The organism is Streptomyces sp. NPDC060198, from assembly GCF_042728415.1.
Taxonomy (GTDB): Bacteria; Actinomycetota; Actinomycetes; order Streptomycetales; family Streptomycetaceae; genus Streptomyces.
Genome location: NZ_JBHWZJ010000012.1, coordinates 35,071 through 45,883 on the forward strand (window position 1 = coordinate 35,071; position 10,813 = coordinate 45,883).

The window sequence follows — 10,813 nt, forward strand, 5'->3', positions numbered from 1 at the left end:
CCCGGATTGCCCCCGGGCCGGCCGTACTGCGTGTCACGCGGCGATGTCGTCCTGGATGGCCTGGCGTTCGCGGCGGATTCGGTCGTCGATGAGGTGGCCGCTGGTGATGCACCCATGGACACGGCACTCGGCGTGGATGCGGCTCTCGGGTTCGCGCCCGTGGCCAAGGAGGAATGCGACCTGCCCCGGGGTGCGGCGTTGCCCGTCGACGAAGAGGCTCGTCCCGTTGTAGATCCACCGGGTGTGACCGTCGTCGTCGACCTTGATGCGTGAGGTGAAGTACTCGTCCAGCGGCGGGCGGGGCGCCGGCACCACCTCGTCCCAGGAGAGGGACGGATTCGCGGACCGCCTTGCCCGGGCGGTGCGCCGTTCGTGGATCGACAGCCCGCCCCATACCCCGTTGTCGTCACCGATCTCCAGGGCGAAGTCGCGGCACGCGATGCGCACCAGGCAGGTGGCACAGGTGGCCTTTGCTTCGGCCGTGGCCTTCGTCGACCGCCCACTGCCATACACGGGGAAGAAGATCCGCGGGTCCGCGTCGCGGCACGCCGCGTCGTCCCGCCAGAACAGGCTCGTCATGACGCGGTCCTCCAGCTCTTCGCGATCCGGGCGCGTTCCTGCGGGGTGTGCCCGCCGAGGACGCCATGGCGGCTCGACGCGGTCAGGTCGCCCTCGGTGGCGAGCGCCTCGGCGAGGCAGGCCCGGCGGACGGGGCAGCCGACGCAGATCCGCTTTGCGGCGCGGGCGACGTCGCCGTGCCCCTTCTCGGGGAAGAAAATCTCGGGGTCGGTCTGTGCGCAGATCGCCTGCGAGTCGATCTCGGCGCGGGCGGTGGTCTTGTTCATGCCTTCCTCCGTGGTGTGATGGGCGTGAAGGCCGGGCCTGGTAACGACAGGCCCGGCCTTCACGCGGCTGAGACGAGCAGGGCGTCGAGGATCAACGCGGCATGGTCCGTGTCGATCAGGTCCGCCACCTCACCGGCGGTGGCCCGCTGCGGTACCTCGATGCCCCTGCGCCGACACAGGCCGAGCTGGCGAGGGCTGGGCCGCCCCGCACGCCAGCGGGCCTCGCGGTTGACGAACGCCTCCGGGGCAAGCACCCGCGCCTGCTGTTCCAGCCACGCCAGCGCGTCGCCGAGCGGCCGGGCCACGTCCTCGCGGGGTTGCTGAACACCGCCGTCGGCCGTCCAACGCCGCATCCGGTAGAGGCGGTCTCCCGGCTCTCTGGCGAGGAACAGGAGCATCGCGGCCGAGGCGCGGATGAACCATGTGCCCGCGGGCGTGCGCAACCAGCAGATGGACGACCCGCCGAACAGGTTGATCTCCTCCGCCCTGACCTGCGCGGCCAGGGCGCGCTGCTTCTCCGCGGCCTGGTGCACCTCGGCGATCTGGCGCAGGCTCTGCCCCTCTTTGGCCTGCCCGATCTCCCGCTCGGTGAGGTCGACCATCGAGGCCAGCTTGTGGCGGCTCGCGGCGCCCATGACGTCGAGCAGCAGGGCGTCCTTCTTGCCGGGCGAAGGGCGCAGGCCGCGACCGACCATCTGCACGTACAAGCCGGGGGACTTAGTCGGGCGGGCGACGACGACGCAGGAGGTGTGCGGCGCGTCGAACCCCTCGGTCAAGACCTGGCAGTTGGTGAGGACCTGGACCTCTCCGGCCTCGTACCGGGCGAGCGTGGCGCGCCGCTCGTCCCGGCCCATGTCGCCCCAGACGGGGGCTGCGCTGATACCGGCCGCCTGTAGCGAGGCGGCAGCACCCTGCGCGGTGGCAACGGTCGGGGTGAAGACGACACCGGGCCGGTCGGCCGCGTGGTCGACGTATGCCTTGGCGATGGCGTCCAGGGCCCCGGAGTCCTCCAGCGCCTTGCCGAGCTGGCCGTCGACCAGGTCGCCGCCGCGGGTTTTCACCTTGTTCAGGTCGAGGGTGTCGACGGTGATGGACTTGCCTCGGACGTCGCAGAGGTAGCCGTCGCTGATCATGTCGAGGATGTCCATGCGGAAGACGACGTCGGTCCAGACCTCGGCCAGGCCGCCGTCCGTGCGGGTCATGGTCGCGGTGAAGCCGGCCGTGGGTACGCCGTTCCAGGCACCGAAGTGCCGGAGGACCTCCATGTAGGTGCGGGCCGCGGCGTGGTGGCACTCGTCCACGATGATCAGCCCGATGTCCCGAATGGCTTCGCGCCGGCGGGCGACGGCCAGGGTCTGGACGCTGGCGACGATGACGTCGGCATCGTGGTGGTCGTCGCGGGCGGCCTTGACGATGCCGACGCGCAGCAGCGGGTCGACGGTGAGCAGCTTGGAAGCGGCCTGCTCGATCAGCTCCTCGCGGTGGGCGATGACGAGGACGCGTCGGCCGCCGAGGCTGTCGAGCATCTGGTGGGCCAGAGTGCTGAAGACGACGGTCTTTCCGGCGCCGGTGGGCAGGACGACGGCCAGGCGGTTCGTTCCGGTGGCCCATCCCTTGCGCAGCGCCTCAATGGCGTCGAGCTGGTAGGGGCGAGGGGTGAAGGCGGTGCTGGTCACGGTTACCTCGTTTCGGGTTGCTGGGCGTTTGCGGGGAGTGCGGGGACCTGGCGGAAGCTCTGCGGGGACTTCCGCCAGGTCCCCGCAGTGGCATTGATCAGCGGTTTTGCGGGGATGCGGGGACTTGCGGGGACTTGGAAAGTCCACTGATGTCGAGAAGCTGTTGAGCTGTTGCGCGATGACACACAGCGCATGTGACGTCCGATGTATGTGAGACGCGCGCGGTATATGGGGGAGTGGGACGAGCTCCCGCAACTCCCCGCGTCCCCGCATCGGCGCAGGTGGCCCGCTGCGCGGGGACCTCTCCAGGTCCCCGCACAGGTCCCCGCAGAGTCCCCGCACTCCCCGCAGGACAGCGGCTCATGACTCATGCCGGCCGGTGCCGCGGTCGGCATGGACGTCGACCCGCCACAGGTTCTGCTTCCGGTGGCTGTCGACAACCATCACGACCTTGTGGACGCCGAAGTAGCGGCCCGCCCTCGCCTTGAGCCAGATGCCGAGCTGGTTCGCCGAGGGCGGCTCGTCACCCTTGCGCGGCACGTGGTTGGGCAGGCCCTTGATGACCGCGCCCGTCGCCAGCGGCTCGGCCCCGTAGGTCTCGCGCCACATCTCAAGGAAGAGCGACCACTCCTGCTGCTCGTCGTCCTGGTTGCGGGCGTCAGCGCTGTCGGCCATCCAGCCGTCGACACCGAGGTAGTGCAGGAGGCCCGCCATCATGGAGGCCCACTCGCTGTAGTCGCCCTTTCGAACGCGGATGACGGGAGCCCCGGCGGCCAGCCAGGACCGGACGAGCGTGACGAGCGCAGCGACCAGCGTGGAGGCATTGGTGCGTAGCCAGGGGCGAAGGTCACCGACGCGGAACCCGTCCCGCTGGTCGGGGTCGGGGCAGTCCGGGTCCAGCCGCACCCACAGGACTCGGCGGCCGTTGTCGCCGCCGGTGCGCAGCGCGTTGCCGGTGGCGATCCACAGCCGGTCATTCCGCATGGTCACCTTGCCGGTGGCCCCGAGGATCCGGTCGCCCCAGTGCTCGCCGGTGAGGAGAGCGGAGAGGATCGGCGTCTTCAAGACGAAGCCGTTCGGCAGGTTGTCGAACACGACAACGGGCGAGCCGGTGCCGTACAGCTGCGTCGTGATCGACTTTCGGAGTTCGGTGTCGTTCTCGGGCCAGGCCGTGTCCGCCGTGCCGTAGCAGTACTTGAAGATGTCCTTCAGCAGGGTCTTGCCGCTGCCGGCCGCCGTCGCGGTGATGGCGACCATCTGGGTCGGCCCGTGGAAGTAGGCCCGCACGATCGGGGTGAGCAGCGCGCCCAGGAAGTTGGCCTTGTCGCTCGGCTCCACCCATGGGAAGTCGCAGAGCAGCTGCCCGAGCACGATGTCTTTTGCCCGCTCCAGGCTGTCCTTGGTCACCTGCGGCTGCAGGCGGCGCAGCGGCACCCGAGGCTCCAGGTAGAGGCCGGTGGCCCGGTCATACCCGGGAGACTCCAGCAGGCTGCCGTCGGGCCGGATCACAGGAGACGTAACGACCCCGCGCAGCGTCGGCAGCGGCCAGTCCTTCCGTCCGAGGACCGTGGCGCAGCTTTTCGGCATGAGGAGCTCCCGGTGCTCCTCCATCTGCTCGGTGACAGGGTTGCGCTTCACGACGTAGCTGGAGACGTGGTCGGCGAGGTACGCCCGCAGGTTGTCGGAGGCGAGCTGCTGCACCACGGGGTCGTCGTTGTCGTCGCGGTATACCCAGCACGGGCCGCCGGACCGCTTGTAGAGGTCGGGCAGGCGGCAGTCCTTCATGAGGGCGAGGACACCGTCGATGCCGTCGGCCTCGTTCGTGATGTCCAGCTCGGGGCGGGCCGGGACGGCGCGCAGCTGCGGGCCGCCCTCGAACCCGTCCTGCGGGTCGGGTTCGTGGTCTGGGTCGAGTGCGGAGGAGCCGTCGGCGAAGTGCTGCTGCTGCGCTGGCACGGAGGAGAGGCGGCGGCGCACGGGGGCGCTGCCGTACCCCTGTTCCCGGAGGGCGGCGGCGGCCGCCTTGTGGTTCCCCCCGTGGTGCAGCTGCGCGTACGCCCCGAACTTCGAGTAGGGCGTCTCGGCGGTGAACTCGCTGCTGGTGGTGAAGACGTACAGCCGGTCGGCGTCCCCACGGCCCGTGGTGGCCTTGACCCCGCCTTTCCCGTCGGCCCACCCCCAGTAGGTGGTGTTGCCGCGCGTGGTCACCGGGACGAAGGTCCCGTTCAAAATCGTCCCCCAGTCCGACCGCCGCTCGAAGTCGTCGCCTGGGCGCAGACCGCCGTCGGGCAGCGGCGGCAGCGCCTTGCCGACCGCCTTCGGGGACTCGGGCTTGGGGAGCGTGTCGACCATCCGGCAGACCTCGTGGATGGCGTCCAGACGCTCGGCGCTGACGGTGGGGATGCTGGCGGGGGTGCCGCTGGTACGGAGGTAGGGGCGGCCGGTCGCGTGAACGGCTCCTCCGCTCGGCTCAACGAGCCCGTACCCGCCCTCGCCGCGCGTCTCGATCTGCACGCGGATGATCTGGCTGCCGGGCCTCTCTGCCAGGCGCTGCTGTTCCTCCGGCGTGTACTCCTCCGGGCGTGCCAGCCGACTCGCCAGCTTCGTGTTGGGGCGGACGGTGCCGCCGTCGACGCGAACCCGGAAGTGCCGGCCGCCGGACGGGGACGTGCTGGCCCACCCGGTGAGAATGGCGTGCCACTCTTCGCCGAGACCGGATGCCTCCATGACCTCGGTGACCTCTTCGAGGAGTCCCTCCTCGATGGCCGTGCCCTCGAACTCGATGAGTTCCACGCCGCCGGATACGGCTCCGTAGACCACCGCGATACCGGCGTTCGTGGCTGCAGGGAACCACCGGTCGTGCTCGGCCGGGGTCGAGCGGGTCACCTTGTACGGCGTCCACTTGACGGAGGCGGCCTTGCTGCCGTCGGCCTTGATGGGGAGTACGCACAGCCCGGCGTTGTCGTACTCACGGGCTGCTGCCCGCAGGTCGGGCGTCTGCGCGTCGATCACTGGTTCTCCTGAAGTGCGGGGCAGACGGAGCGATGGGTGTCCCTGACGGTCGCGGTGAAAGCCGCGACGGCTGCGGGGCCGGTGACGACCTCGCTGCGGTGGTTGCAGCGGACGCACTCGTAGCGGGCACGGGGCGGGCGGCGGTTGTCGCCGCGGTCGTTACCGAAGTCCACGAAGAGGGCGGCCACGACCTGCTGGGCCTGGGCCGGACGGCCGGGGGCGGTAGCCACCCCGGCCGTCGCGGCAGTCAGGGGTTCAGTCACTGGCGGACCACACCCGTGGTGGCGTACTCCGCCCGCTTGTCGGCGCGCCGGGACTGCCAGTCGGCGCCCGCGTCGAGCGCGGGGCGGTCGAGCCCGACCGCGTTGTCGTACGCCGCCTGGAGCGTGACGAGCCGGGCCCGGAGCCCCGTGTTCTCGGCGCGCTCCCGGGCGACGGCGCGGATCACGCGGTGGAGGCGAACGGAGACCCGGCCCAGGGCGAGGACGGTGCGCGCGTGGGCGCCGGTCGTCATCAGGGCGCGCTGTCCGAGCCGGTCGGCGAGCTCCGCGTGGTGGCGGCTGCTGTACCGCAGGCCCCGGGCGTCGCCCTCCAGCTCGGTGATCCGCTCGGCGCGCCGTGCGGCGAGCGCCTCCAGCTCGGCAATGCGCTGGCTCTTCTGTCCGAACATCAGATGGCTCCGATCGTGTGTGCGGCGGCGGTGAGGATCCCCGCCCACATGGCGAGGCTGATGGGGAGGGCGATGAGGCAGCCGACTCCGGCCGGCGGCGCCTGGTCGAAGGACGCCCTGTCCTGGAGTTCGCGCTGGCTGTGGCCGAGTCCGTCCTGCCGCGGGCGGCGGTGCTCGCCGCCGAAGACGCTGCGGTCAGCCACGGCGGGCACCGCCGATCAGCTGGGCGAGCTGGATGATCCGGGCCACCGGGTGGTGGTCGTCGAGGACTGCGACGACCAGCGCGGCACCGCAGCCGTACGCGGTGCCCGCGGCACCCGTGATGAAGAGGACCGTGGTCACGAGGCGGTCACCTCGGTGGCGTCCTCGGCGGGCCAGCTCACCGGCAAGCCGAGGGCCTGGGAGAGCTGCCTCCGCGCCTCGGCGTGGCCCGTCCAACGGAAGTAGTCGTGCTCCCCGTTTTCGCGGGGCTCCCGCAGGTGGGTGACGTACTCCGCGCGCTGGGCGCAGAACGCGGCGACCTGTTCGGCCTGCGCCTCCAGTTCGGCGACCTTGTTGCGCAGCTGCTGCACCTCACCGCTGAGCGGCGGGCGGACGGCGCCGCGAGAGAGCTTGTCGGCGAGGCGGAAGGCGAACTCGCTCCGGTTCCGGGCCTCGCGGTTCGACGCGCCCTCCTCGCGCCCCTTCTTCACCAGCCACTCGATGATCTGGGCGTCCCGGTCGGCGACGACGGTGTTGACCCGGTCCCGGAGTCTGCGCCGGCCGCGCTTCGCCGAGGCGAGCGCCAGCCGGAGGCGCGCGTTGTCCTGCTCCTCCTCGTACCGGGCGAGGTTTGCCCCGGTGAGGTCGGCGTACAGCTGGCTGCTCTCGGTGCTGAGCCGGTCCATCGCCGCGAGCATCAGCAGCGTGGCGCGCGCCAGTTGAGCGCCGGAGTCTGCGACGCTCGCGGTCAGGTCGTCGGGCTCCGCCCAGCGGTCGCCCCACATGGAGACGATCTGCTCGGCCAAGAGTTTGAGCACGGTCGGCGACGGGGCGACGTCCAGGCCGACGGCGCGGGCGTCCTCCTCCGAGCAGACCTGGCGGTCCGGGCCCCAGGGGAACGTGGGCCGGGCCAGTGCCAGGCTGTCGAGCAGCTGCTGCGCCTCGGCCGGGGTGCGGCCCGTGGCGAGGAGCGCCCGGCGCACGGTGTCGGTGGTGCTCATGCGGCACCGCCCTGCTGCTGCACCGTGGCGCTCGCGGTCGCCGTGGCCATCGCGGTGAGCGCGGCGGACACCTCGGCGGGGGCGGTGGGCAGCGGCTGCATGTACGCGTCGACCTCGTCGGCCGACGCATACGCGGTCAGCTCCACCTCGACGTTCGCGACCTTGCCGCTGGTGGTCAGCCACGCCGTGGTGCCGTGTTGGCCGGGCGTCGGGTAGCCGAGACCGAGGGCGGTCAGCCACACGTTGAAGTTGGCCAGCCCGTCGTAGACGCGGACTTCCAGCGTGGTCGTGGCGCCACGGTCCACGCCGACCGTGGCGGCCGGCAGGTGGGGCATCGCCGTGTGCAGGTAGGCGAGGAGCCCGATCGGGCCGCCCTGGTCGGCGATGGTGGGGGTAGGGTCGTTGGACACGGTGGTCCTCATTTCTGTTCGTGTTGGGGTACTGCCGGCAGGGGCTGCATCGGACCTGGCCGTCCGGGCGGCCCCGACCCGTATCGGGGGTCAGGCGGAGCGCTTCAGCTCGCGGATCGGGCGCACCTCGTACATGGCCTGGATCTCCCGGATGTGCCGGAGCGAGAAGCTGATACGTCCGCCGGCCTTGCTGTGGGGGAAGGTGCGGTCACCCGCTCGGTCGCGAAGGGTCCTGGCCGAGTACGGCAGCCAGGCATTCGCCTCGACCTGCTCCGGGCTGTAGAGGACGAGGTCGGTGAGGTCCGTGGCGCCGCCGACCCGGGCGGTGGGGTGCGCCTTCTTCGTGGCCGTCGTGGTCACGTCGGTGTCTCCTTGTGAGTGATGGCGGTGGTGGACACCTGCATCGCCGCCGCGATCGCCGCGACCTTCGCCTCTCCCGGTTGCTGGATCTGTCCTCGCTCCAGCCGGGAGAGATAGCCGCGATTCAGCCCCGTGCGTAGCGCCAGCTGCCGAATGCTCAGTTTCTGCGCTTCACGGAGGGCTCGGATTGCATCGCCGTTCGGTGTCACGCTCAGAGACTGACACGACAACTCCCGTGATGCAAGCGTTCTCACCCGCTCGACGGACGCTTTCTGCGCATGACTGCGCGTAGCGAATGCTCGCGGAGCACGTGACCGGCGCACGAAATGCAACCCTTGTGCGCCCTATGCGCCCACTTACTGCTGCTCAGAGGCCGAGAGTCGGGCTGTCGGGTTGCAGAACCATGCGGCATGATGTGCCCCATGGAGCGAGACTGGGCACGGCTGGGAGCGGCCCTGAAGGCCGGACGCGAGGACCTCGGGCTGGAGCAACAGCAGGTCGCCGAGCGAATCGGCGTGAAGCGGGGCGCCCTCCGAAACATCGAGGTAGGCGACGTCAGCCGCGTCACCCCCACCGTGCGGGCATACGCGCGGACAGTCGGCTGGACCGATGACTCCGTGGAATCCGTCCTGGCGGGTGGCGATCCGACGATCCCGGACACCCCCGCGCCCCACTCCGTTGCCACCCTCGCCGACGTCACGCCCGATGAGCTTCCCCTCCGCATCAAGGCAGCGCTCGCCGCGGGCCCCCTTCTGGACGCGGTCGTGATCGACCTACCGGCCGCCGAGGGCGAGGACCCAGAGGCCCAGATGGTGGTCATCGTGAAGGGCCGCCGACAGGAGGCCACGCCCGAGCAGATCAAGCGGGCCCTACTTCAGTGGGAGCGCGCCGAGGCGCACATCCGGAAACCGGGCACAGGGTGACCGCTTAGTTTCGGAATGTTACGAAAGGGGCTCCGCATATGCCATGCGATGTGGTTGCATGGTGAACGCGTGACGAGGGTGCCGCCGCTCGGTCAATTCAGGGGGTCCGATGCGGGTTCAGATCAAGTGCGTTCCGTCGATGCCCTTCGACGTGTGCGCATGGTTGGTGAAGCGGGGCGGCGAGTGGATTCTCTACATCGCCGAAGAGGTGTTGACTGCTCTCAGGGGTGTGCTTCCTGGGTGCGAGCCCGTTGTCATCACGCCCCGTTGGAGGATCTAAGGGGACGCGATGGCGTCAGCAGAGAAGCGCGGTCGCACGTGGCGGGCGCGGTACAAATTGCCGAACGGCACGCTGGGAAGCGAGCCAGGGTTCCCCACCAAGCGCACCGCGCTGAAGTGGGGCGAAGAGCAGGAGGCAGCGATCCGGGCCGGCCGTTGGGTCGACCCGGATCTGCGGGCCGTCTCCTTCGGGGAGTTCGCCAAGACGTTCATGTCCTCGCGGAAGAAGCGCGGGCGCACCGTGGGCGTGCGCTGGGACAAACTCGACAACCACATCCTGCCTCGATGGGCCGACACTGCCATCGGCAGTATCACCTGGTACGACGTTGACGCGTGGCAGCAGACCCTCCCGCTGGACGACGTCTCGCGGGGACACTGCGTCTCGCTGATGTCCAGCATCATGACGGCCGCTGTCGACGCCCAACACCTCACGGTCAACCCGTTGTTCGGTCGGCGCCGTACGCGGGATACCGCTGGCGACGCGGCCAGACCGAAGGCGCCGAAGGTCAGCCGCGACCCGCGACCCGAGGACGCCATCCTGGTGGCGGACCGGCTCGGACCCGCGCGCGGCATCCACGTCCTCACGACGGCGTTTACCGGTATCCGCTGGGGCGAAGGGCTCGGGCTGGACCGCGACCGCACGCTGCTGGAGCGTCGACAGCCCTGGGGGGCAGGCGAGTTCGCGTGCCCGATCCTGCGGATCGTCGAGGAGTACGCGGAGTACCAGGAGCGCGCCCCGGACGGTACGAAGCGGGGCTACATCCTCCAGTTGGAGCCGACGAAAAACGACGGCAGCACCCGCGACATCGATGTGCCACCGTTCCTCGCCCGCCTGCTCGGGTACCACCTCGACGACTGGCCCTTCGAGCGGCCGTTCAGCACGTCGACCGGGAAGCCCTGGCGCCGTGGCAACTGGAGCCGAGATTTCCGGCCTGCGTGCGACGGGCGCGACGAACGCGAGCGCCGACAGGGCGTCTCCGCCCGGGCGGCCTGGGGGCCGATCCTGCCCGGACTGGACATGCGAGCGCTCCGCGCGCTGCACGACACCCTCCAGTCACAGATCGGCGTGAAGGAACCGTTGGCGTTCGAGGCAGCCGGGCACCAACGACCGGGCATCAAGCGGCACTACCAGAAGCCGACGCCGGACATGCGCCAGGAGCGGCTGGACGGGCTCGAAGAAGTATTCTGGAAGGCGATGAGGAACGCAGGGCTGAAGACCTTGTGGGGTCGGGTGGATCTCCGGAGGAGTTCGGGAAGTTGATCTCCCAAATCTTCCCCAGATGATCTTCACGGGAGTGCCGACAGCATGCCTGATCAGGGCAGGTACACCCGGGAAGCACCACTCTCCTAAAGTGGGTGTCGCAGGTTCGAATCCTGCCGGGGGCACAGTTCCAAGAAGCAGCATCCGGCCGAGGGCCGGGCCGGGGCGCACGTCC

General features: G+C 70.2%; 14 protein-coding genes. 2 read left to right on the forward strand and 12 right to left on the reverse strand.

Annotated features, from left to right (window positions below; all coding sequences use genetic code 11):
• Window positions 1-33: 33 nt before the first annotated feature.
• The 12 genes from ACFWEP_RS03635 to ACFWEP_RS03690 all read right to left on the reverse strand — a co-directional run bounded on the left by ACFWEP_RS03635 (window position 34) and on the right by ACFWEP_RS03690 (window position 8,384).
• Window positions 34-579, reverse strand: coding sequence for a WhiB family transcriptional regulator (locus ACFWEP_RS03635; RefSeq protein ID WP_387364943.1), 546 nt, complete (start codon window positions 577-579; stop codon window positions 34-36).
• Entirely contained in the window at window positions 576-845 is a 270-nt protein-coding gene (locus ACFWEP_RS03640; protein ID WP_387364946.1) for a WhiB family transcriptional regulator, read from the reverse strand. The genes ACFWEP_RS03635 and ACFWEP_RS03640 overlap by 4 nt, the downstream gene beginning before the upstream one ends.
• A 59-nt stretch (window positions 846-904) precedes the next feature.
• A complete protein-coding gene (locus ACFWEP_RS03645; RefSeq protein WP_387364949.1) occupies window positions 905-2,521 on the reverse strand; it encodes a DEAD/DEAH box helicase in 1,617 nt (538 codons plus the stop codon).
• Between the two features lie 360 nt (window positions 2,522-2,881).
• Entirely contained in the window at window positions 2,882-5,533 is a 2,652-nt protein-coding gene (locus ACFWEP_RS03650) for a bifunctional DNA primase/polymerase (RefSeq protein ID WP_387364952.1), read from the reverse strand.
• Window positions 5,530-5,796, reverse strand: coding sequence for a hypothetical protein (locus ACFWEP_RS03655; protein WP_387364955.1), 267 nt, complete (start codon window positions 5,794-5,796; stop codon window positions 5,530-5,532). The genes ACFWEP_RS03650 and ACFWEP_RS03655 overlap by 4 nt, the downstream gene beginning before the upstream one ends.
• Window positions 5,793-6,203, reverse strand: a complete 411-nt coding sequence (locus ACFWEP_RS03660; RefSeq protein ID WP_387364958.1) for a hypothetical protein — start codon at window positions 6,201-6,203, stop codon at window positions 5,793-5,795. Before ACFWEP_RS03660 ends, ACFWEP_RS03655 begins: the two co-directional genes overlap by 4 nt.
• Window positions 6,203-6,406 carry a hypothetical protein gene (locus ACFWEP_RS03665; protein WP_387364960.1) on the reverse strand — a complete coding sequence of 68 codons (204 nt, stop codon included), beginning with the start codon at window positions 6,404-6,406 and terminating at the stop codon, window positions 6,203-6,205. Before ACFWEP_RS03665 ends, ACFWEP_RS03660 begins: the two co-directional genes overlap by 1 nt.
• The gene (locus ACFWEP_RS03670; protein ID WP_387364963.1) at window positions 6,399-6,545 is read right to left on the reverse strand and encodes a hypothetical protein; all 147 of its coding nucleotides are present in this window, start codon (window positions 6,543-6,545) and stop codon (window positions 6,399-6,401) included. The genes ACFWEP_RS03665 and ACFWEP_RS03670 overlap by 8 nt, the downstream gene beginning before the upstream one ends.
• On the reverse strand, window positions 6,542-7,405 hold the full coding sequence (locus tag ACFWEP_RS03675) for a hypothetical protein (RefSeq protein ID WP_387364966.1): 864 nt from the start codon (window positions 7,403-7,405) through the stop codon (window positions 6,542-6,544). Before ACFWEP_RS03675 ends, ACFWEP_RS03670 begins: the two co-directional genes overlap by 4 nt.
• A complete protein-coding gene (locus ACFWEP_RS03680; RefSeq protein WP_387364969.1) occupies window positions 7,402-7,815 on the reverse strand; it encodes a hypothetical protein in 414 nt (137 codons plus the stop codon). Before ACFWEP_RS03680 ends, ACFWEP_RS03675 begins: the two co-directional genes overlap by 4 nt.
• 90 nt (window positions 7,816-7,905) lie before the next feature.
• Window positions 7,906-8,175, reverse strand: coding sequence for a hypothetical protein (locus ACFWEP_RS03685; protein WP_387364972.1), 270 nt, complete (start codon window positions 8,173-8,175; stop codon window positions 7,906-7,908).
• Window positions 8,172-8,384 (reverse strand): helix-turn-helix domain-containing protein, encoded by a 213-nt coding sequence (locus ACFWEP_RS03690; protein WP_387364975.1) that lies wholly within the window; start codon window positions 8,382-8,384, stop codon window positions 8,172-8,174. The genes ACFWEP_RS03685 and ACFWEP_RS03690 overlap by 4 nt, the downstream gene beginning before the upstream one ends.
• Window positions 8,385-8,597: 213 nt before the next feature.
• Here ACFWEP_RS03690 and ACFWEP_RS03695 point away from each other — a divergent pair, with 213 nt between their 5' ends.
• Window positions 8,598-9,098 carry a helix-turn-helix domain-containing protein gene (locus tag ACFWEP_RS03695; protein ID WP_387364978.1) on the forward strand — a complete coding sequence of 167 codons (501 nt, stop codon included), beginning with the start codon at window positions 8,598-8,600 and terminating at the stop codon, window positions 9,096-9,098.
• 289 nt (window positions 9,099-9,387) lie between these two features.
• Entirely contained in the window at window positions 9,388-10,638 is a 1,251-nt protein-coding gene (locus ACFWEP_RS03700) for a hypothetical protein (protein ID WP_387364981.1), read from the forward strand.
• Window positions 10,639-10,813: the final 175 nt, after the last annotated feature.

What these genes read in the sequence shown, in the direction of transcription:
- ACFWEP_RS03635 (WP_387364943.1), bottom strand. Translation starts at nt 579, where the DNA reads ATGACGAGCCTGTTCTGGCGGGACGACGCGGCGTGCCGCGACGCGGAC.
- ACFWEP_RS03640 (WP_387364946.1), bottom strand. Translation starts at nt 845, where the DNA reads ATGAACAAGACCACCGCCCGCGCCGAGATCGACTCGCAGGCGATCTGC.
- ACFWEP_RS03660 (WP_387364958.1), bottom strand. Translation starts at nt 6,203, where the DNA reads ATGTTCGGACAGAAGAGCCAGCGCATTGCCGAGCTGGAGGCGCTCGCC.
- ACFWEP_RS03675 (WP_387364966.1), bottom strand. Translation starts at nt 7,405, where the DNA reads ATGAGCACCACCGACACCGTGCGCCGGGCGCTCCTCGCCACGGGCCGC.
- ACFWEP_RS03695 (WP_387364978.1), top strand. Translation starts at nt 8,598, where the DNA reads ATGGAGCGAGACTGGGCACGGCTGGGAGCGGCCCTGAAGGCCGGACGC.
- ACFWEP_RS03700 (WP_387364981.1), top strand. Translation starts at nt 9,388, where the DNA reads ATGGCGTCAGCAGAGAAGCGCGGTCGCACGTGGCGGGCGCGGTACAAA.